This is a genomic window from Halomonas kalidii, from assembly GCF_030010475.1.
GTDB lineage: Bacteria > Pseudomonadota > Gammaproteobacteria > Pseudomonadales > Halomonadaceae > Halomonas > Halomonas heilongjiangensis.
Genome location: NZ_JASCQN010000054.1, coordinates 13382 through 32781, shown reverse-complemented (window position 1 = coordinate 32781; position 19400 = coordinate 13382). Strand labels below are relative to the sequence as shown.

21 protein-coding genes and 1 pseudogene are annotated in these 19400 nt (G+C 70.0%); 15 read left to right on the top strand and 7 right to left on the bottom strand.

Features of this window, described 5'->3' with window-relative positions; genetic code table 11:
• Positions 1-6: 6 nt before the first annotated feature.
• The 15 genes from QLQ85_RS20670 to QLQ85_RS20600 all read left to right on the top strand — a co-directional run bounded on the left by QLQ85_RS20670 (position 7) and on the right by QLQ85_RS20600 (position 13077).
• Complete coding sequence (locus QLQ85_RS20670; protein ID WP_282740725.1) at positions 7-540, top strand: Lrp/AsnC family transcriptional regulator; 534 nt, start codon at positions 7-9, stop codon at positions 538-540.
• Positions 537-1076, top strand: coding sequence for a siroheme decarboxylase subunit beta (ahbB, locus tag QLQ85_RS20665; protein WP_282740724.1), 540 nt, complete (start codon positions 537-539; stop codon positions 1074-1076). Before QLQ85_RS20670 ends, ahbB (QLQ85_RS20665) begins: the two co-directional genes overlap by 4 nt.
• Positions 1057-1530, top strand: a complete 474-nt coding sequence (locus QLQ85_RS20660; protein ID WP_282740723.1) for an Lrp/AsnC family transcriptional regulator — start codon at positions 1057-1059, stop codon at positions 1528-1530. Before ahbB (QLQ85_RS20665) ends, QLQ85_RS20660 begins: the two co-directional genes overlap by 20 nt.
• Positions 1505-2041, top strand: coding sequence for a siroheme decarboxylase subunit beta (ahbB, locus tag QLQ85_RS20655; RefSeq protein ID WP_282740722.1), 537 nt, complete (start codon positions 1505-1507; stop codon positions 2039-2041). The genes QLQ85_RS20660 and ahbB (QLQ85_RS20655) overlap by 26 nt, the downstream gene beginning before the upstream one ends.
• 2 nt (positions 2042-2043) lie before the next feature.
• The gene (gene nirJ / locus QLQ85_RS20650; RefSeq protein ID WP_282740721.1) at positions 2044-3261 is read left to right on the top strand and encodes a heme d1 biosynthesis radical SAM protein NirJ; all 1218 of its coding nucleotides are present in this window, start codon (positions 2044-2046) and stop codon (positions 3259-3261) included.
• 19 nt (positions 3262-3280) lie between these two features.
• On the top strand, positions 3281-4129 hold the full coding sequence (gene cobA, locus QLQ85_RS20645) for a uroporphyrinogen-III C-methyltransferase (protein ID WP_282740720.1): 849 nt from the start codon (positions 3281-3283) through the stop codon (positions 4127-4129).
• Positions 4126-5697, top strand: a complete 1572-nt coding sequence (locus tag QLQ85_RS20640; RefSeq protein ID WP_282740719.1) for a nitrite reductase — start codon at positions 4126-4128, stop codon at positions 5695-5697. The genes cobA and QLQ85_RS20640 overlap by 4 nt, the downstream gene beginning before the upstream one ends.
• Positions 5698-5833: 136 nt before the next feature.
• Entirely contained in the window at positions 5834-7012 is a 1179-nt protein-coding gene (locus QLQ85_RS20635) for an NnrS family protein (protein WP_282740717.1), read from the top strand.
• Positions 7013-7106: 94 nt separating this feature from the next.
• Positions 7107-7499 carry a SirB2 family protein gene (locus tag QLQ85_RS20630; protein ID WP_282741011.1) on the top strand — a complete coding sequence of 131 codons (393 nt, stop codon included), beginning with the start codon at positions 7107-7109 and terminating at the stop codon, positions 7497-7499.
• A 96-nt stretch (positions 7500-7595) separates the two neighbouring features.
• Positions 7596-7916, top strand: a complete 321-nt coding sequence (locus QLQ85_RS20625; protein WP_102627272.1) for a carboxymuconolactone decarboxylase family protein — start codon at positions 7596-7598, stop codon at positions 7914-7916.
• Between the two features lie 244 nt (positions 7917-8160).
• Positions 8161-8613: a c-type cytochrome gene (locus QLQ85_RS20620; protein ID WP_282722689.1), complete on the top strand. Its 453-nt coding sequence runs from the start codon at positions 8161-8163 to the stop codon at positions 8611-8613.
• A gap of 50 nt (positions 8614-8663) precedes the next feature.
• Positions 8664-10019 (top strand): cbb3-type cytochrome c oxidase subunit I, encoded by a 1356-nt coding sequence (locus QLQ85_RS20615; protein WP_282740716.1) that lies wholly within the window; start codon positions 8664-8666, stop codon positions 10017-10019.
• A 53-nt stretch (positions 10020-10072) separates the two neighbouring features.
• Complete coding sequence (locus tag QLQ85_RS20610) at positions 10073-10885, top strand: CbbQ/NirQ/NorQ/GpvN family protein (RefSeq protein WP_282740715.1); 813 nt, start codon at positions 10073-10075, stop codon at positions 10883-10885.
• A 10-nt stretch (positions 10886-10895) separates the two neighbouring features.
• A complete protein-coding gene (locus QLQ85_RS20605; RefSeq protein WP_282740714.1) occupies positions 10896-12851 on the top strand; it encodes a nitric oxide reductase activation protein NorD in 1956 nt (651 codons plus the stop codon).
• A gap of 10 nt (positions 12852-12861) precedes the next feature.
• Positions 12862-13077: a hypothetical protein gene (locus tag QLQ85_RS20600; protein WP_282740713.1), complete on the top strand. Its 216-nt coding sequence runs from the start codon at positions 12862-12864 to the stop codon at positions 13075-13077.
• Between the two features lie 12 nt (positions 13078-13089).
• Here the strand turns inward: QLQ85_RS20600 and QLQ85_RS20595 are convergent, their stop codons facing one another.
• The 7 genes and pseudogenes from QLQ85_RS20595 to argH form a co-directional block, all read right to left on the bottom strand.
• A complete protein-coding gene (locus QLQ85_RS20595) occupies positions 13090-13830 on the bottom strand; it encodes an HAD family hydrolase (protein WP_282740712.1) in 741 nt (246 codons plus the stop codon).
• The gene (locus QLQ85_RS20590) at positions 13827-14759 is read right to left on the bottom strand and encodes a tyrosine recombinase XerC (protein WP_282740711.1); all 933 of its coding nucleotides are present in this window, start codon (positions 14757-14759) and stop codon (positions 13827-13829) included. The genes QLQ85_RS20595 and QLQ85_RS20590 overlap by 4 nt, the downstream gene beginning before the upstream one ends.
• Positions 14752-15471 carry a DUF484 family protein gene (locus QLQ85_RS20585; RefSeq protein ID WP_282722696.1) on the bottom strand — a complete coding sequence of 240 codons (720 nt, stop codon included), beginning with the start codon at positions 15469-15471 and terminating at the stop codon, positions 14752-14754. The genes QLQ85_RS20590 and QLQ85_RS20585 overlap by 8 nt, the downstream gene beginning before the upstream one ends.
• An 83-nt stretch (positions 15472-15554) precedes the next feature.
• Positions 15555-16388 carry a diaminopimelate epimerase gene (dapF, locus tag QLQ85_RS20580; protein ID WP_282740710.1) on the bottom strand — a complete coding sequence of 278 codons (834 nt, stop codon included), beginning with the start codon at positions 16386-16388 and terminating at the stop codon, positions 15555-15557.
• Positions 16388-17668 (bottom strand): diaminopimelate decarboxylase, encoded by a 1281-nt coding sequence (lysA, locus tag QLQ85_RS20575; protein ID WP_282740709.1) that lies wholly within the window; start codon positions 17666-17668, stop codon positions 16388-16390. The genes dapF and lysA overlap by 1 nt, the downstream gene beginning before the upstream one ends.
• 47 nt (positions 17669-17715) lie before the next feature.
• Positions 17716-17844 (bottom strand): annotated as a pseudogene (lptM, locus tag QLQ85_RS20570) (LPS translocon maturation chaperone LptM); the annotation flags it as partial.
• Positions 17844-19262, bottom strand: coding sequence for an argininosuccinate lyase (gene argH, locus QLQ85_RS20565; protein WP_282740707.1), 1419 nt, complete (start codon positions 19260-19262; stop codon positions 17844-17846). The gene argH and the pseudogene lptM, both read right to left, overlap by 1 nt.
• Between the last annotated feature and the right edge of the window lie 138 nt (positions 19263-19400).

The window sequence follows — 19400 nt, the reverse complement described above, 5'->3', positions numbered from 1 at the left end:
GTGCCGATGCCTTGCCAACCTCATGACCTCGATGCGCTGGACCGTCGCCTCATCGACTGCTACCAGCGCGGCCTGCCGGTCTGCACCCGCCCCTTCGCGGCCGTGGCCGAACGCCTCGGTTGCCCGGAGGCCGACGTGATCGCCCGCCTCGAGCGCCTGCAGTCGCTGGGCGTGGTGAGCCGCGTGGGGCCGGTCTTCGACCATGCCCGGGCCGGCGCCAGCCTGCTGGCGGCGGTGGCCGTGCCGGAGGCCGAGCGCGACGCCTTCGCAGAACTCATCAATCGCGCCCCCGGGGTGAACCACAACTACGCACGTGAAGAGCATGCACGTGAAGAGCATGCACATGAAGATCTGGCCCGGGAGCACGGCTACAACCTCTGGTTCGTGATGACCGGCCCCGACGAGGCGACGCTCGAGGCACGCCTCGAGATCCTGGAGGCCGAGCTGGGCCGCGCCCTGCTGCGTCTGCCGATGCTCGACGGCTATCACATCGACCTGGCGTTCTCCATCCCCTGGACCGAGCTGGAGGAGGGCGCATGAGACTCATCGGTCCCTCGTCACGCTCGACCCCGGATCCAGCGGCGACACACCGACTACGCGCCCTGCTCGAGGAGGGCCTGCCGATCGTCTCGCGTCCCTGGCGGGCCCTGGCCAAGCGCTGCGGGCTGCGCGAGGAGGAGGTGATGGCCCTGGTGCACCGCTGGCAGGCCGAGAGGCTGATCAAGCGCCTGGGGTTGGTGGTGCGCCATCGCCGCCTGGGTCTCCAGGCCAATGCCATGGTGGTATGGGACGTGCCGGACGAGCGGGTCGCTATGGTGGGCCGTCGGCTTGCCCGGGAGACCGCCGTGAGGCTCTGCTACCGCCGCCCGCGGCGCCTGCCCGACTGGCCCTATAACCTCTTCTGCATGATCCACGGCACCCGCCGCGAGCGGGTGCTCGATCAGCTGGCGGCCATCATTGCGCGCCAGGGGCTGGAGGCCGTACCCCATCGGGTGCTCTTCAGCACCCACGCCTACCGCCAGTGCGGCGGCCGCTACTGCCGGGAGGACGAGCCCCGTGATCGCCTTGCACCCTGACACGGCCGCGCTGGACGCGGCCGATCGATGGATCATCAATCGCCTGCAGGCGGGGCTGCCGCTGGTGTCGCGCCCCTATGCGGCGGTGGCCGCCGAGCTGGCGATCGGCGAGGGCGAGCTGCTGTATCGGCTCGAACTGCTGCTGCGCGACGGGGTGCTGAGCCGCTTCGGGCCCATGTACCACGCCGAGCGCCTGGGCGGCGGCCTGACGCTGGCCGCCCTGGCGGTGCCGGAAGTGGACTATGAGCGCGTCAGCGACGCGGTCAACGCCTTCCCCGAGGTGGCCCACAACTACCGCCGCGAGCATGCCCTGAACATGTGGTTCGTGCTGGCCACCGAGACCCCGGAGCGCATTCGGGAAGTGATCGACGGGATCGAGGCCGTCACCGGCCTGGCCGTCTACAACATGCCCAGGGAGGAGGAGTTCCATGTCCGTCTCCATCTGCCCGTCTAGGCCGCCCCAGGGGCTCGACGCCGCCGACCGCGCCATCGTGCTGGCCACCCAGGCCGGCCTGCCACTGGTCCCCGACCCCTGGGGGGCGGTGGGCGAGCGCGTCGGCCTGTCGGGCGACGAGGTGCGGCGTCGCATGCAGCGCATGCAGGACGGCGGGATCATCCGCCGCATCGCCGCCGTGCCCAACCACTATCGGCTCGGCTATGTGGCCAACGGCATGACGGTGTGGGACGTCGACGACGCACATATCGACCGCCTGGGCCGCGAGGTGGCGGCCATCGAGGGCGTCAGCCACTGCTATCGCCGGCCGCGGCACCTGCCCCACTGGCCCTACAACCTGTTCGCCATGCTCCACGGTCGCAGCCGCGACGAGGTCGAGCGTCAGGCGGCGGTGTTGCGCGAGCGCCTGGGCGAGGCGTGCCACGACCACCGCATCCTCTACAGCTCACGCATCCTCAAGAAGACCGGACTGCGGCTCGCCGCTCGTCCCGAGGATCCGCCCCGGAGGTAGCCATGTTTCGCGTCACCCGCTACATCAAGTCGCTGATCGAGCCGGGCCCCCTGGGTCATGAAGCAAGGGAGCCGGCGCGCGAGTCGCCCGGTCCGGTGGTGATCTGGAACCTGATCCGCCGCTGCAACCTGACCTGCAAGCACTGCTACACCACCTCGGCGGATATCGACTTCGCCGGCGAGCTCTCCACCGCCGAGGCCCAGGCGGTGCTCGACGACCTGCACGCCTTCCGGGTGCCGGCGCTGATCCTCTCCGGCGGCGAGCCGCTGATGCGCCCCGACATCTTCGCGCTCTCCCGCCGCGCCCGGGAGCTGGGCATCTACACTGGGCTCTCCACCAACGGCACCCTGATCACCGAGGCCAACATCGACGAGATCGCCGAGGTCGGCTACGACTACGTCGGCATCAGCATCGACGGCCTGGAGGCCACCCACGACGTCATCCGCCAGCGCCGGGGGGCCTTCCGCGAGTCGATGCACGCGGTGAAGCTGTGCAAGGCGCGCGGCATCAAGGTCGGCCTGCGCTTCACCCTGACCCGCGAGAACGTCGAGCAGCTCGGCGACATCCTGGCGCTGCTCGACGAGCACGACGTCGACAAGTTCTACCTCTCGCATCTCAACTACGGCGGCCGCGGCCGGCGCCACAGCAAGCAGGACGCCTGGTACCGCATGACCCGCGATGCCATGACCCGCCTGTTCGACCACTGCCGCGAGGGGCTATCGCGGGGCGTGGAGCGGGAATACGTCACCGGCAACAACGACGCCGACGGCCCCTTCCTGCTGATGTGGGCCCGCGAGCACTTCCCCGAGCAGGCCGAGGCCCTGGAGCGGCGGCTGATCCACTGGGGCGGTAACGCCTCGGGCGAGCATATCGCCAACATCGACAACCTGGGCAACGTCCACCCCGACACCTTCTGGTGGGACCACGACCTGGGCAACGTCCGCAGCCGGCCCTTCTCGACGATCTGGCGCGATACCCGCGACCCGCTGATGGTCGGCTTCCGCCAGCGTCCGCGGCCGCTCAAGGGGCGCTGCGCCGAGTGCTGCTACCTGTCGATCTGCAACGGCAACACCCGGGTGCGGGCCTGGAAGGTCACCGGTGACCCCTGGGAGGAGGACCCCGGCTGCTACCTGACCCACCGCGAGATCGGGGTCGAGGGCGCCGGTGAGCGCCGTATCTGTGCTCCCTTCGAGGCCATCCAGGCCGTCGAAATCCAGTAGGCTTGCGAGGAACTCCGCCATGCCGTCACGTCGCGTTTCCTATGCTCTCGCCGAGGCGCCGCTGGCCCCCGGCGAGGTGGCCATCGTCGGCGCCGGGCCCGGCGATCCCGGGCTGCTGACCCTGCGGGCCCTGTCGCTGCTCGAGCAGACCGACTGCCTGGTCTTCGACCGCCTGGTCTCTCGTGAGGTGCTGGCCCTGGCCAGCCCCAGAGCCCGGCGCTTCTACGTGGGCAAGGCCTCGCGCTGCCATGCCCTGACCCAGGACGAGACCAATGCCCTGCTTGTGCACCTGGCCGAGAAAGGCAAGCGGGTGGTGCGGCTCAAGGGCGGCGACCCCTATATCTTCGGTCGCGGCGGCGAGGAGGCCGAGGTGCTGATCGAGCACGGCATCCATTTCCGGGTGGTGCCGGGGATCACCTCCGCCCAGGGCTGTGCCGCCTACGGTGGCTTTCCGCTGACCCATCGCGACCACGCCCAGAGCGTCGCCTTCGTCACCGGCCACTGCAAGGGCGACGGCGAGCTGGCCCTGGACTGGTCCGCGCTGGCGAGCCCGCACCATACGGTGGTGTTCTACATGGGCCTGGCCAATGCCGGGCTGATCAGCCGCGAGCTGCAGCGCCACGGCCTGCCCGCCCGTCATCCGGTGGCCCTGGTGGAGCGGGGGACCACCCCCGAGCAGCGCCGGGTGATCACCTGCCTGGGTGAGCTGGTCGAGACCATCGCGAGCGAGGGACTCAGGCCGCCCACCCTGATCGTGGTGGGCGAGGTGGTGCGCCTGGCCGACACCCTGGCCCAGCCCGCCCCCGAGAAGGCGACCTGCGCCGAGGGTGCGACCCTGGAACTGGCGCGGGAGCGGATTGCCCTGTGAAACGCCTCGTTCCCCCCCGGACCTCCCTGCGGGCCCTGGCCGCCGCGCTGCTGATCACGGCCATGATGCCGGCCGGTGCCGACGATACCCGCGCGCTCTACCAGGCCCGGTGTGCGTCCTGCCATGGCGAGGCGCGGCTGGGCGGCATCGGCCCGGCGCTGCTGCCGGGCAACCTCTCGCGGCTCAAGCCGCAGGCCGCCGAGGCGGTGATCCGCGACGGGCGACCGGCCAGCCAGATGCCGGCCTTCGGCGCGCAGCTCGACGCCGGCCAGATCCGCGACCTGGTCGAGTGGATCTACCGTGAGCCCGAGGTCGAGCCCGACTGGGCGAAGGAGGAGATCCTGGCCAGCCAGGTCGTGCGCCATCCCGCGGGCAGCCTGCCGGATGTGCCGCGCTTCGACGCCGACCCGCTCAACCTCTTCATCGTGGTCGAGACCGGCGATCACCATGCCAGCCTGCTCGACGGCGACACCTTCGAGCCGATCCACCGCTTCGAGACCCGCTACGCCCTGCACGGCGGACCCAAGTACACGCCCGACGGGCGCCACGTCTTCTTCGGCTCCCGGGACGGCTGGATCACCAAGTACGACCTCTACAACCTGGAGGTGGTAGCCGAGGTGCGCGCCGGCATCAACATGCGCAACATCGCCGTCTCCGCCGACGGCCGCTACCTGATGGCCGCCAACTATCTGCCCCACAGCCTGGTGCTCTTCGACGCCCACGACCTCGACCTGATGAAGGTCTACCCGGTGGTGGGCGAGGGCGGCGAGAGCTCGCGGGTCAGCGCCGTCTACGCCGCGCCGCCGCGGGGCAGCTTCATCGCCGCGCTCAAGGACCTCGAGGAGGTGTGGGAGATCCCCTGGCCGTTGCCCACCGAGCCGGTGATCGCCACCGGTCATATGGCCACGCCACTGGAGCAGCAACGCGGCCACGACACCCCCACCTTCCAGGTGCGGCGCCTCCCGGTGCCCGACTACCTGGACGACTTCTTCTTCGACCTCGAGTATGAGCACGTGATCGGCGCCTCACGGGGTGGCCAGGGCGGCATGGTGGTCAACCTGGACAGCGGCGAGAAGGTCGCCGACCTGCCCCTGGAGGGGATGCCGCACCTGGGCTCGGGCATCACCTGGGAGCACGAGGGGCGCCGCGTCATGGCGCTGCCGCACCTGACCATGGCGGCGGTGTCGATCATCGACATGAGCGACTGGTCGTTGATCAAGACCCTCGAGACCGACGGCCCCGGCTTCTTCATGCGCAGCCACGCCAACTCGCCCTATGCCTGGGTGGACGTCTTCTTCGGCCCCCACCGCGACCGGGTCCACGTCATCGACAAGGCCAGCCTGGAGATCATCGAGACCCTCACTCCCGAGCCCGGCAAGACTGCCGCCCACGTGGAGTTCGACCGCCACGGCGAGAAGCTGCTGCTGAGCGTCTGGGCGGACGACGGCGCGGTCATCGTCTACGACGGCGACAGCCTGGAAGAGGAGAAGCGCATCCCCATGAGCAAGCCCTCCGGCAAGTACAACGTCTGGAACAAGACGCGCTACGAGGAAGGAACGAGTCACTGATGCCGGGGCGTCGATAAGAAGCATTCTTGATGCCAGTCATGGTTTCCGGGAGGTGGCTGACGCAGAATGGGCATATCCAAGCGTTACGGTCGGGTATTGTGCCATGCAGCCATCCTCTCTCCCCGCGAGTTCCTCCATGCTGACGCGCCTGCCGGTGGCGCGTCTGGCCTTCCGGCCCTTCTTCCTGCTGGCGGCGCTGTTCAGCGTGGTCTCCATGGTGGTGTGGCTGGCCTTCTGGCACGGCGACATCCTGCTGCGTCCCCATGGCGGGCTGATGTTCTGGCACCAGCACGAGATGCTGTTCGGCTTCGCCGCCGCCGTGGTGGCGGGCTTTCTGCTCACCGCGGTACAGAACTGGACCGGGCTGCCGAGCCTCAGCGGTGGCCCGCTGCTGGCGCTGGTCGGCGTCTGGCTGGCGGGCCGGCTGCTGATGGCCGTTCCCCTGGGGCTGCCGGGCTGGCTGCCGGTGCTGGTCGACCTGGCCTTCCTGCCGCTGGTGGCGGTCGTCATGGCCCGGTTGGTGATCGCCGCGAAGCGCTGGCGCAACCTGATCTTCCTGCCGGCGCTCGCGCTGCTGACCCTCGCCAACCTGGCGATGCACCTGGGGGTGATGAACGGCGACGCCGAGCTGATCCGCCAGGCCGCCTACCTGGCGGTGCTGCTGGTCACCCTGCTGATGGTGGTGGTGGGCGGCCGGGTGATCGCCATGTTCACCGCCAACCGCCTGGGGCGCGCGAAGCCGGCGCCGATCCCCGCCCTCGAGGCCCTGGCCCTGGGCAGCACCCTGGCCGTGGTGACGGGCCAACTGCTGGTGATGCTCGGCGTGTCGCTGCCCGGCGCCCTGCTGGCGGCGCTGATGGGCCTGGCCGCCCTGGCCAATGCCGTGCGCCTGGGCCGCTGGGGTGGCCTCGCCAGCTGGCGTGAGCCGCTGCTCTGGGGCCTGCACGGCAGCTACGCCTTCATCCCCGTGGGCCTGGCCATGTGGGCCCTGGCGGCGCTGGGTGTCATCCGGGCCGAGCTGGCGGTGCACGCCTTGACCATCGGTGGCATGGGCACCATGATGCTGGCGATGATGTCGCGGGTCGCGCTGGGCCATACCGCGCGCCCCATCCGTACCCTGCCGGGCATCGGGGTGGCGCTGGGGCTGATGCTCGTCGCGGCGCTGCTGCGTTCCCCGGTGCTGGCGCTGTTTCCCCAGATCACCCACTGGACCTACAACCTGGGCATCATCTTCTGGTGTCTCGCCTACCTGATCTTCCTGTTCCACTACACTGTCCCCCTGTTCATGCCTCGTCTGGATGGCAAGGACGGCTAGCCGGCGCCTTGCGCCAGCTGCGGGCGACGAGCCACGGGCTTCGAGCCACGACCCTGCCCGAAGCCCGAAGCCCGAAGCAAAGGAGAGGAAGTTGCTGGAACACTATGTCCTGATCAAGCATCTGCATATGACGACGGCGGGGGTGAGCCTGGCGCTGTTCTCGCTGCGTGCCTGGTGGTCGGTGCGCCAGGCGCCGCTCCTCCAGCAGCGGTGGGTGAAGGTGGTGCCGCACCTGGTCGACACCGCCCTGCTGGCACTGGGCGTCACCCTGATGGTGATGCTCTCGCTGTGGCCGCACCAGCATCCCTGGCTGGCCGCCAAGCTGCTCGCCCTGCTGGCCTACATCGGCCTGGGCACGGTGGCGATCAAGCGTGGCCGCACGCCGGCGATGCGTGGTGCGGCGGCGCTGGCCGCGGTGGCCGCCTTCCTCTATATGCTGGGGGCCGCCATCCGCCACAGCCCGCTCTCCTGGCTGGCCGGCCTTTGAGCCCCGGGAGTCTCCTATACTGAGGCGGCGAGCCTTCGCTTCACGACGGCTTTCATCACGTCTCTCCATAGCCCTACCATGACGAGGAGCCCGACCATGAGTCCACAGGATCTTCCCTCCGGCGCCGGCAAGGTGGCGACACAGTATCCCGAGGTGTGGGAGGCCTTTTCCCGGCTCGGCAAGGCCTGCTCCGAGAGCGGGCCGCTCGATGCGCGCACCCGCCGGCTGGTCAAGCTGGCGCTGTCGGTGGGCGCCGGGTCCGAAGGGGCGGTGCACTCCCACATGCGTCGTGCCCTGCGCGAAGGCGTCGAGCCCGAGGCCCTCAAGCAGGTGGCCATGCTGGCCATCCCCACCATCGGGCTTCCCGCCGGTGTCGCCGCCCTGACCTGGATCGAGGACATCACCGACAAGGAGTGATGTCTCGCCGTCGGCGCAGCGTCGCCGGCGGTCCCTGCGGCTCTCCGTCGCGGTTAGCTGCGGTCGTCACGCCCTGCTGCGACATTCTGTCCACCGCAACTTGACCGGTGTCAAAGCCAGGGCCCCGTCCGAGCTGCTACTCTATAAACATGCATGTGATATACATGTTTATAGAGGGGAGGGACAGGCAGCCGAGGCAATCCGGTCCCGAGGAAACATCACACCAGCAAGGGGGAAATGATTCATGGCCGAGGGTCTCACTCGATCGGCGGCCCGCAATATCTTCTATGGCGGGTCGCTGTTCTTCTTTCTGCTGTTCGCCGCGCTGACGGCCCACAGTCACTGGTACATGGTCAACACATCCACCGACAGTGCGGGGCTCACCGAGTCCGTCAAGCACGGCAAGGAAGTGTGGGAAAAGAACATGTGCATCAACTGCCACAGCATCATGGGCGAGGGTGCCTACTTCGCGCCGGAGCTGGGCAACGTCTGGGAGCGCTACGGCGGCCACGAGAACCCCGAGGCGGCTCGTGCAGGCCTCGCCGGCTGGATTCGCGCCCAGCCGCTGGGGATCCAGGGTCGTCGCCAGATGCCTGCCTACGACTTCAGCGAGGAGGAGATGCAGTCGCTGATCGACTTCCTGGAGTGGACCGATGGTATCGATGACCAGGACTGGCCTCCGCATCCCGCCGGCTGAGCCGTGGATGACCGTGAGTCCGGGTGGATGAACCAAGGAGAAATACACCGATGAAATACGAAACCCAGAAGGTGGCCCTGCCATTCTTCATGGTCGCCATGGCGCTGTTCGCGTTGCAGGTCGTCTTCGGCCTGCTGGCCGCCTCCGTCTATGTCGCGCCGAATTTCATGGCCGAGCTGATGCCCTTCAACGTCATGCGCGTCAGCCACACCAACCTGCTGATCGTCTGGCTGCTGATCGGCTTCATGGGCGCCACCTACTACCTGATGCCGGAAGAGGCCGAGCAGGAGATTCACAGCCCCGGCCTGGCCTATGTGCAGCTGGCGATCTTCGCCTTCGCCGGTGCCGCCGCCCTGGTCGGTTACCAGTTCGGGATCCACGAGGGTCGCGAGTTCCTCGAGCAGCCGTTCTGGGTCAAGGTGCTGATCACCATCTCCTTCCTGATGTTCCTCTTCAACACCAGCATGACCCTGGCCAAGGGCCGCAAGACCGCCATCAACCTGGTGTTGATGCTGGGGTTGTGGCTGGCCGCGGTGTTCTGGCTGTTCGCCTTCTACAACCCCACCAACCTGGCGGTGGACAAGCTCTACTGGTGGTGGGTCGTGCACCTCTGGGTCGAGGGCGTGTGGGAGCTGATCATGGCCTCGCTGCTCGGCTACCTGCTGATCAAGATGACCGGGGTCGACCGCGAGGTGATCGAGAAGTGGCTCTACGTCATCGTCGGCCTGTCGCTGTTCTCGGGTCTGCTCGGCACCGGTCACCATTACTACTGGATCGGCGCGCCGAGCTACTGGCAACCCATCGGCAGCATCTTCTCCACCCTGGAGGTGATCCCCTTCTTCGTCATGGTGGTGTTCGCCTTCACCATGTTCTGGAAGGGCAGCCGTAACCACCCCAACAAGGCCGCCATGCTCTGGGCGCTGGGCTGCCCGACCATCGCCTTCTTCGGTGCCGGGGTCTGGGGCTTCATGCACACCCTGTCGTTCATCAACTACTACAGCCATGGCACCCAGGTCACCGCCGCCCACGGCCACCTGGCCTTCTATGGCGCCTACGTGATGCTGATGCTCGGTATCATCACCTTCGCCATGCCGCAGCTGCGGCGCGTGCAGCCGTACAACCAGGTGATGAACATGTGGGGCTTCTGGATCATGACCTCGGCGATGTGCTTCATGACCTTCACCCTGACCTTCGCCGGGGTGGTGCAGACCCACCTGCAGCGCGTGCTGGGCATGAACTTCATGGAGGTACAGAGCCAGCTCGGCCTCTTCTACATCATGCGCCTGGGCTCCGGTGTGGCCGTGGCCGCGGGGGCGGTCCTGCTGATCTACGCCTTCTTCGGTCCGGCCCGGGAGCAGGTACCGGCCGGCGGCACCCAGTTGACCGCGGGCGCCCAGCGCACCTGAACGAGGCGGCCCCCACGGGCCGCCTGCCTCGAATCCTGACCGGGAGAGTCCCCATGCCCCTTTCCTCCGTGGCCACCTCCGCCAGCGAGCGCGAGCTGCCCTTCTACCAGAGCGTCGGCAACGAGTGCGGCATGTTCGAGCAGGCCTTCCGACAGCGCCTGCCGCTGCTGCTCAAGGGGCCGACCGGCTGCGGCAAGACCCGCTTCGTCAGCCATATGGCGGCGAAGCTCGGGCGACCGCTGTTCACCGTCTCCTGCCACGACGACCTGACCGCCGCCGACCTCACCGGCCGCTACCTGCTGCAGGGCGGCGAGACCCGCTGGGTCGACGGCCCGCTGACCCGTGCCGTGCGCGAGGGCGGGATCTGCTACCTCGACGAGGTGGTCGAGGCGCGCAAGGACGTCACCGTGGTGCTGCACCCGCTCACCGACGATCGCCGCCTGCTGCCGCTGGAGCGCACCGGCGAGCTGCTCGAGGCGCCGGCCGACTTCATGCTGGTGGTCTCCTACAACCCCGGCTACCAGCACATCCTCAAGTCGCTCAAGCCGAGCACCCGTCAGCGCTTCGTGGCCCTGTCCTTCGACTTCCCGCCGCCGGCGACGGAGCGCGACATCGTGGCCCGTGAGAGCGGCCTGCCCGCCGAGCAGTGCGCGGCGCTGGTCAACCTGGCGGCCAGCCTGCGCGCCATGAAGGGCCAGGACCTGGAGGAGGGCGTCTCCACGCGCCTGCTGGTCTACTGCGCGACCCTGATCAACGCCGGCATGCCGATCCTGGAGGCCACCCGCGCCACCCTGGTGGAGCCGCTCTCCGACGATGCCGACGTCCAGGAGGGACTGATGGAAGCCATCCACGCCACCTTCGGCTGAGGTATTTCCCATGTCCATGCTCGATTTCCTCGAGGTCGAGGAGTTCGTCGGCCGCCACTGGCACCGCTGGGCCTCCGGGGCGGCGAGCTATCCCGACCACCCCGAGGCGGCGGTGACGCTGGAGTCGCTGCGCCCGATGCTGGGGGTCTTCTTCCGCGCCGGGGGCGGCGAGGCGGGCGTCGAGGTGGCCGCCATCGCCCGGCGTGGCTCCGCCCACCGGCTGAGCCTGCGCCAGCGCCTGGGCCTCGACGAGGAGGACCTCGACCAGGCCCGGCGCGACGAGGAACACCTGCTGCTGCCGCCGCGCCTGGCGCTGTTTCCCGAGGCCGCGCTCAACCGCGACCTCTACCTGTGGCTCACGGCCTTCCTGGCCGAGGCTCGGCCGGTCGAGCCGGCCGTCGACCCGCTGCAGGCCGACCTGTTGCGGCTGCGCGAGGCGCGGCGTGCCACTCGTGCGGCGCTGTCCCGCTTCCCCGGGCTCACCGATCGCTATGTGCGCCTGTGCGGTGAGCTGCTGGCAATCCGACCCCGGCGCAAGCGGCTGCCGCCCCGCGAGGCGGACCTGGAAGCCGCCCTGTGCGCGGAGCTGGGCGCCCCCGACCCCGAGGGAGACTGGCCCCTGGCCATGCAGCGCGCCATCCGCGACGCGGCCTTCCCCCTGGACGACTTCCTGGCACCGCGGGGCTATCGGCCGCCACTGCCGGTACCGCTATGGGGCCAGGCCGTGACCCTGGGGACCCGTGACGGAGCCCGCGAGGCCACGGCGGACGACGACGAGGCCCCCCTCGCCGGCGACAGGCCGCAGGCGGAGGACGACCATGGCAAGCGCAAGGCCGACCGCCGCGAGCAGGACCAGGCCGACCGCGACGATTCGCTGCTCCTCAATGCCTCCGAGAAGATGCTCTCCTGGGCCGAGATGGTGAACCTCAACCGCCACGTGGAGGACGAGGAGGAGGACGCGGCGCAACAGGCCGCCGACCAGATCGACGAGATCGTGCTCAGCCCCAACCGCCAGAAGGCCGCCTCGAGGCTCAGGCTCGACCTCGACCTGGCGCCGGACGAGGCCGCCGGCGGCGGGTTGAAGGGGCGCCATACCTATCCCGAGTGGAACCATCGCAAGCAGGCCTACCTGCCCGACCACTGCGTGGTGCTCAGCGAGGTGCAGGGCGAGGAGGGCGAGGACTGGACGCCCGACGAGGTGACGCGTCGACGCATCCGCCGGGTACGGCGCGAGTTCGAGGCGCTGCGCCCGCGCCGCGAGATCCTGCGCGGCCAGCTGGACGGCAGCGACCTGGACATGGACGCGGTGATCCGCTCGCGCTGCGACCTGGCCGCCACCGGCGAGGCCAGCGATCGGTTCTACCTGGCCAGCCGCACCCAGGCCCGCGACCTGGCGGTGTCGATCCTGGTGGACGTGTCGCTCTCCACCGAGGCCTGGCTGGAGGACCGCCGGGTGCTCGACGTCGCCAAGGAGGCGCTGCTGGTGCTGGGCCACGGCCTGGCCGGCTGCGGCGACGATTACGCCATCCACAGCTTTACCTCCCGGCGGCGCCACAGGGTCTGGGTCAACACCCTCAAGGGCTTCGACGAGCCCATGGGCGAGCGGGTGTCGCGGCGCATCGCCGCGCTCAAGCCCGGCTCCTACACCCGCATGGGGGCGGCCATCCGGCATTTGACCGGCGAACTCGCCAAGCGCCCCAACCGCCATCGCCTGCTGCTGCTGCTCACCGACGGCAAGCCCAACGACAACGACTACTACGAGGGGCGCTACGGCATCGAGGACACCCGCAAGGCGGTGCTCGAGGCGCGGCGCCAGGAGGTGCGCGTCTTCGGCGTGACCATCGACCGCCAGGCGGGGCGCTACATCCCGCATCTGTTCGGCCGCGGCGGCTATGCCATCGTCCAGCGTCCCGAGCACCTCTCCCTGGCGCTGCCGGGGATCTACCGCCAGATCATCGCCAGCTGAGGAGGTTGCCGTGACGACCCGTTCCCGACTCGTACTGGCCGTGACGGCCTGGTGCCTGGCCGCCGTGGCGGTGGTGGTGCCGCTGGTGTGGCTGATCAACAACCGCGACTGGGGCGTGGCGCTGATGCTGCTCACGCCCTTCGTGGTCTACGCGCTGCTGCGCCTGGGCCGGGCCCTGGAGGGCTGGGCGGTAGCGGGGCTGCCGCCCGGGAGCCGAGAGCGGTGATGCGCCGGCGCGTCAGCGCCTCTCCAGCCACCCGATCAGGGTCGGCAGTTCCCGCACATGGGCCAGGCGGTGGATGCCCGTCGGCAGGCCGCTGTCGGCAGCGGCGATCCAGGCCACCTGCATCCCCAGCCGGCGGGCCGGCAGCGCATCCTCCAGCCAGGAATCCCCCACGTGCAGCGCCCGTGACGGCACGGTGTCGAGCCGGGCCAGCGCCGCCAGGAAGGGGCGCGGATCGGGCTTGGGAGCGAACATCTCGCCGGCGGCGATGGCCACCGGGAAGTGGCGATGCAGCGCCAGCCGGCGGATATCGACGTTGCCGTTGGTGATGCTGGCCAGCCGATAACGTTTGCCCAGCGCCTCGAGCATCGGCTCCACCTCGGGGTGGGGGGAGACTTCATGCCTCAGCGCCATGAAGCGCTGCATCGCTTGGGCGGCCCACTGGCAGGCGGCGCTGCGCGGCAGGCCGTAGGCTTCCAGCAGCGCCGCCAGGGCGCGTTCGCGCAGCCAACTGAAATCGCCCCGCCGCAGCGGGTGGCGGCGGGCGAGCTCGAGCCGGCGGGCCTGGTAGGCACCTAGCGGGAAGCGTTCGGCGAAGCGGACTGCCGGCGCCTCGCCGCGCCGCTCCAGCCAGTCAGCCAGGGCCGCATCGAGCCAGGCATAGTGTCCCGTCTCGGTACGCTCCATCACGCCATGGTTGTCCCACAGGGTGTCGTCGAGGTCGAAGGTGATGGCCTGGAGGCGGGCGGAGGTCATCGCTGGCCACCCTCGTCATCGGAACGGCGGCGCGCCCGCGGGTGGGCGGCGTCGTAGCTGGCCGCCAGGTGCTGCCAGTCGAGCCGGGTATAGACCTGGGTGGTGGCGAGGTTGGCGTGGCCGAGCAGCTCCTGCACGGCGCGCAGGTCCTGGCTCGATTCCAGTAGGTGGCTGGCGAAGGAGTGGCGCAGCCGGTGTGGATGGAGGTGCTCGGCGAGCCCGCGGGCCCTGGCCAGCTCGTTCAGGCGCTTCTGGATGGCGCGATGGCCGAGGCGGGCGCCGCGGGCGCCGACGAACAGCGCCGGTTCGCCATCGATGGCCAGCCGGCCACGCACCTCGAGCCAGGCGTCCAGGGCCTGGCGGGCACGGCTGCCCACCGGCACCTGGCGCGGCTTGCGCCCCTTGCCGAGCACCCGCACACGCCGGGGCTGCAGGTCGCCGAGGTCGAGGGCGGCGAGCTCGGCGAGGCGCAGGCCGCTGGAGTAGAACAACTCCAGCATCGCCTGGTCGCGCCGGCCGAGGGGCGAGTCGTCGTGGGGGGCATCGAGAAACTGTGCCAGCTGGTCGGCATCCAGCGGTTTCGGCAGGTGGCGAGGCTGACGCGGCGCCCGGGTCAGGGCCACCGGGTTGTGCGAGAGGATGCCCGCCTGCAGCAGGTGTGCGGCGAAGCGCGAGATCGCCGCGCGGCGACGTGCCAGGCTGCGCGGGGCCAGGCCACGGCTGCGCTCGCCACCGAGGAAGCGCCGCAGCAGGGTCACGTCGAGCCGGGCCCAGTCGCCGCAGCCGCCCTGCGCGACGAAGCCGGCCAGGGCCTCGAGGTCGCGCCGGTAGGCGCTCACCGTGGCCGGGCTGGCCGTGCGGGCGAGTCCCTCCAGGAAGGCCTCGACCTCCCGCGTCAGCGGGTGCTCGGCTTCCGGGCGCCTAGCCATGGGGGGAGTGGGCCAGGCGCATCAGCAGGCGGGCCACCACGTCACCGACGTACTCGGTGAACAGGGTGTCCATGCTGGCGCGGAAGTGGTCGGGGTCGGGGCTCGCCAGCACCAGGTAACCCAGCGGCTCGCCCAGTGTCAGGCGGGCGAGGGCGCAGGAGCCGGCCTTGCGCGGTGCCTGGGCATGAGGCAGCAGGCGCTTCCAGTCGGTGGGGGTGAGCCGCGTGCAGCGGCTGGCACGGCCATCGAGCAGCGCGGCGAGGCGCTGGCCGGCGTGATCGTCGAGCACGTGGCGCGGCGGCTGGGGCGGCTGGGGTTCGGCATCGGTGAGGCTGGCCGGGCACCACAGGGCCACCGCCGAGGTGTGGAAGCGCTCGCTGAGCTGGGTGGCGAGCGCCTGGCCCAGGGCGTCGTTGTTCTCGGCTTCCAGCAGGGCCAGCACCAGCTCCCGGGTGCGGCGGTACTGGGCCTCGTTGTGACGCGCCGACTCGAGCAGCTGTTCGAGGCGCCACTCGGCCTGCTCGGCGCGGGTACGCAGGTCGTGGACCAGGCGTTCGAGCAGCGAGGTGGCGCCGCGGGCCTCCGGGTGGGGCACCTTGAGTTGCTGCAGCAGCCCCTCGCGACCGACGAAGAAATCCGGGTGTCGGGCCAGCCACTGGGCCACTCGGTCGGGATCGAGGGTCTTGCGCGGTTCGGGGGCGGCTCGTGTCATGCGGGCTTCTCCTTTGGGGCTCTTTTCCAGCCGAGGGAACTGGTCGACTGAAGGCTCTTGTTCTGCCGGGACGCCGGCGTGCGTCAGCCCAGGGCGACGCGGCCGTCGAAGACGCGCACGGCGGGGCCGGTCATGGTCAGGTGGGCGTCGTCGCCGGCCCATTCGATGCGCAGGTCGCCGCCGGGCAGGTGCACGGTGACCGGGCTCTCGAGCAGCCCCTGGCGGATGCCGCAGGCCACCGCGGCGCAGGCGCCGGTGCCGCAGGCCAGCGTCTCGCCGCTGCCCCGCTCGTAGACCCTGAGCCGGATCTCGTGGGGCGAGACCACCTGCATGAAGCCGGCGTTGACCCGCCTGGGGAAGCGCGGGTGGGCCTCGATGGCCGGGCCCAGGCGCGCCACCGGGGCCGTGTCGATGTCCTCGACCCGCAGCACGGCATGGGGGTTGCCCAGCGAGACCACGCCGATCTCGAGCTGCTCGCCCGCCACCTCGAGCGCGTGGCGCAGGCGGTCCTCGGCGGCGTCGAAGGGCAGCGCCTCGGGGGCGAAGCGCGGCACGCCCATGTCCACGCGGACCTGGCCGTCGTCCTCCACCCGCAGGGTCAGCGGGCCGCCGGCGGTCTCGACGCGGATCTCGTGCTTGTGGGTCAGCCGCTGGTCGCGCACGAAGCGGGCGAAACAGCGGGCCCCGTTGCCGCAGTTCTCCACCTCACTGCCGTCGGCATTGAAGATACGGTAGCGGAAGTCCATGTCCGGGTCGCGGGGCGGCTCGACGACCAGCAACTGGTCGAAGCCGATGCCGAAGCGGCGGTCGGCGAGTCGGCGGATCTGCGCCTCCTCCAGGCGGGCCCGCTGGGTGACCAGGTCGACCACCATGAAGTCGTTGCCGAGGCCATGCATCTTGGTGAAGTGCAGCAGCATCAGCGTGCCTCCTCGCCGTCGTCGGGCAGCAGCGACTCGCCGGCCCACAGCGCGTCGAGCGGCTCGCGGCGGCGCACCAGGTGCACGAGCTCGCCGTCGACCATCACCTCGGCCGGGCGCGGCCGGCTGTTGTAGTTCGAGGCCATGACGAAGCCGTAGGCCCCGGCCGAGCGTACCGCGAGCAGGTCGCCGGCGGCGATGGCCAGTTCGCGGTCCTTGCCCAGGAAGTCGCCGGTCTCGCAGACCGGCCCGACCACGTCGTAGGTGGCACTCTCGCGCACATGCCGGGTGTCCACCGGCAGGATCGCCTGCCAGGCCTGGTAGAGCGCGGGGCGGATCAGGTCGTTCATGCCGGCGTCGACGATGGCGAAGTTCTTCGTCTCGCCGGGCTTGAGGAACTCGACCCGGGTCAGCAGCACCCCGGCATTGGCGGCGATCGACCGGCCCGGCTCGAACAGCAGGGTGAGGCGTTCGCTGCCTTCCCAGCGTGCGAGGCGCTCGAGCAGGGCGGTGGCGTAGTCGAAGGGCTGGGGGGGGCGCTCGTGGTGGTAGGGCACGCCGAGGCCGCCGCCCAGGTCGAGGTGTTCGACCTCGATGCCGCGGTCGCGCAGTCGCTCGAGCAGCACCAGCAGCCGGTCGAGGGCGTCGAGGAAGGGCGAGAGCTCGGTGAGCTGGGAGCCGATATGGCAGTCCAGGCCCACCACCTCGAGGTTGGGCAGGCCGGCGGCCAACTCGTAGGCGGCCAGCGCCTCGTCCACCGCGATGCCGAACTTGTTGTCCTTGAGCCCGGTGGAGATGTAGGGGTGGGTGCCGGCGTCGACGTCCGGGTTGACCCGCAGCGACACCGGCGCGACCTTGCCGAGCCGCCCGGCCACGGCATCGAGCCGTTCGAGCTCGGGGCGCGACTCGACGTTGAAGCACTTGATCCCGACCTCCAGCGCCCGGGCCATCTCGGCCTCCTGCTTGGCGACGCCGGAGAAGACCACCCTGGCGGGGTCGCCGCCGGCGGCCAGCACCCGCTCCAGCTCGCCCACCGAGACGATGTCGAAGCCGGCGCCCATCCGCGCCAGCAGGCCGAGTACCGCGAGGTTGGAGTTGGCCTTCACCGCGTAGCAGATCAGGTGAGGGTGGCTGCCCAGGGCCTCGGTGTAGGCGCGGAAGTGGCGCGCCAGGGTGGCCTTGGAATAGACGTAGCAGGGCGTGCCGATCTCGTCGGCGATGCGGGTCAGGGGCACCTCCTCGCCGTAGAGCACGCCGTCGCGATATTCGAAATGATCCATGCCTAGGTCTCGCTGTCTTGAGGCGCGTCGTCGGTATCGGCGGGGGCGCCGTAGCGCTCGGCCGCCGCCTCGTCATCGGGCAGGTAGAGGGGGCCCTTCTGGCCGCAGCCGGCCAGCGCCGCGCCCAGCATCAGGGCCAGCCACAGGGGGGCGGCGGTCCGGGCGAGGCGCCGCATCAGGCCGCACCGCCCAGGGCCGTCAGTGCCTCGCGGGCGCGGCTCGCCGCGGCGCGCACCTGGTCCGGCGCGGTGCCGCCGATATGGTTGCGTGCAGCCACCGAGCCCTCCAGGGTCAGCACCTCGAAGACGTCGGCCTCGATGACGTCGGAGAACTGCTGCAGCTCCTCGAGGCTCATCTCCGAGAGGTCCTTCTTGTGGCGCAACCCGTAGGCCACCGACTGGCCGACGATCTCGTGGGCGTCGCGGAAGGCTACGCCGCGGCGTACCAGGTAGTCGGCGAGGTCGGTGGCGGTGGAGAAGCCGCGCCGCGCCGCCTCGAGCATGTTCGCCTTGCGCGCCTCGATGGCCGGCACCATGTCGGCGAAGGCCTTGAGGCAGTCCTTGACCGTGTCGAGGGTATCGAACAGCGGCTCCTTGTCCTCCTGGTTGTCCTTGTTGTAGGCCAGCGGCTGGGACTTCATCAGGGTCAGCAGGCCCATCAGGTGACCGTAGACCCGGCCGGTCTTGCCGCGCACCAGCTCGGGCACGTCGGGGTTCTTCTTCTGCGGCATGATCGAGCTGCCGGTGCAGAAGCGGTCGGGCAGGTCGATGAAGTCGAACTGGGCGCTGGTCCACAGCACCAGTTCCTCGCTCATGCGCGACAGGTGCATCATCAGCAGGCTGGCGAAGGCCGTGAACTCGATGGCGAAGTCGCGATCGCTCACCGCGTCGAGCGAGTTCTCGGCGGGGCGCGCGAAGCCCAGCAGCTCGGCGGTGACGTGGCGATCGATGGGGTAGGTGGTACCGGCGAGCGCCGCGGCGCCGAGCGGCAGCACGTTGACGCGACGGCGACAGTCGAGCAGTCGCTCGTGGTCGCGGGCCAGCATCTCCTGCCAGGCCAGCAGGTGGTGGCCGAAGGTGACCGGCTGGGCGGTCTGCAGGTGGGTGAAGCCGGGCATGATGGTGTCGGCCTCGCCCTCGGCGAGAGTGATCAACCCCTCGCGCAGGCGGGCGAGCTCCCCGGCCACCAGATCGATCTCGTCACGCAGGAACAGGCGGATGTCGGTGGCCACCTGGTCGTTGCGCGAGCGCCCGGTGTGCAGCTTCTTGCCGGTGACGCCGATCTCCTCGGTGAGCCGCGCCTCGATGTTCATGTGCACGTCTTCCAGCTTCACCGACCACGCGAACTCGCCGCGCTCGATCTCGTCGCGGATCTTGCCGAGCCCGGCGATGATGGCGTCACGTTCGTCGTCGGTGAGCACGCCCACCCGGGCCAGCATGGTGGCATGGGCGACGGAGCCCTGGATGTCGTGGAGGGCGAGGCGTCGGTCGAAGTCGACCGAGGCGGTGAAACGCTCGACGAAGGCATCGGTGGGTTCGTTGAAGCGGCCGCCCCAGGACTGGTTGGTGCTGTTGCTCGTCGGACTTGGGCTCATCGGGCTGGACATCCTGCATGACTGTGCGGTGGGTGACGTGCCGGTGGTGGCGCCGCCGTGAGCGCGCTGCCGGGACATGGCAGAAGTGTACCAGAGTCGGCGGGGCTGGCGAGGGGCGCGCCCCGTCGGGGTGTGGCG

Coding starts and splice junctions, on each gene's coding strand:
- argH (WP_282740707.1), bottom strand. CDS start 19,262: ATGAGCCCAAGTCCGACGAGCAACAGCACCAACCAGTCCTGGGGCGGC.
- QLQ85_RS20625 (WP_102627272.1), top strand. CDS start 7,596: ATGAGTCCACAGGATCTTCCCTCCGGCGCCGGCAAGGTGGCGACACAG.
- lysA (WP_282740709.1), bottom strand. CDS start 17,668: ATGGATCATTTCGAATATCGCGACGGCGTGCTCTACGGCGAGGAGGTG.
- QLQ85_RS20595 (WP_282740712.1), bottom strand. CDS start 13,830: ATGACCTCCGCCCGCCTCCAGGCCATCACCTTCGACCTCGACGACACC.
- dapF (WP_282740710.1), bottom strand. CDS start 16,388: ATGCTGCTGCACTTCACCAAGATGCATGGCCTCGGCAACGACTTCATG.
- nirJ (WP_282740721.1), top strand. CDS start 2,044: ATGTTTCGCGTCACCCGCTACATCAAGTCGCTGATCGAGCCGGGCCCC.
- QLQ85_RS20605 (WP_282740714.1), top strand. CDS start 10,896: ATGTCCATGCTCGATTTCCTCGAGGTCGAGGAGTTCGTCGGCCGCCAC.
- ahbB (WP_282740724.1), top strand. CDS start 537: ATGAGACTCATCGGTCCCTCGTCACGCTCGACCCCGGATCCAGCGGCG.
- QLQ85_RS20615 (WP_282740716.1), top strand. CDS start 8,664: ATGAAATACGAAACCCAGAAGGTGGCCCTGCCATTCTTCATGGTCGCC.
- QLQ85_RS20635 (WP_282740717.1), top strand. CDS start 5,834: ATGCTGACGCGCCTGCCGGTGGCGCGTCTGGCCTTCCGGCCCTTCTTC.
- QLQ85_RS20585 (WP_282722696.1), bottom strand. CDS start 15,471: ATGACACGAGCCGCCCCCGAACCGCGCAAGACCCTCGATCCCGACCGA.
- cobA (WP_282740720.1), top strand. CDS start 3,281: ATGCCGTCACGTCGCGTTTCCTATGCTCTCGCCGAGGCGCCGCTGGCC.
- QLQ85_RS20670 (WP_282740725.1), top strand. CDS start 7: ATGCCTTGCCAACCTCATGACCTCGATGCGCTGGACCGTCGCCTCATC.
- QLQ85_RS20620 (WP_282722689.1), top strand. CDS start 8,161: ATGGCCGAGGGTCTCACTCGATCGGCGGCCCGCAATATCTTCTATGGC.
- QLQ85_RS20590 (WP_282740711.1), bottom strand. CDS start 14,759: ATGGCTAGGCGCCCGGAAGCCGAGCACCCGCTGACGCGGGAGGTCGAG.
- ahbB (WP_282740722.1), top strand. CDS start 1,505: ATGTCCGTCTCCATCTGCCCGTCTAGGCCGCCCCAGGGGCTCGACGCC.
- QLQ85_RS20610 (WP_282740715.1), top strand. CDS start 10,073: ATGCCCCTTTCCTCCGTGGCCACCTCCGCCAGCGAGCGCGAGCTGCCC.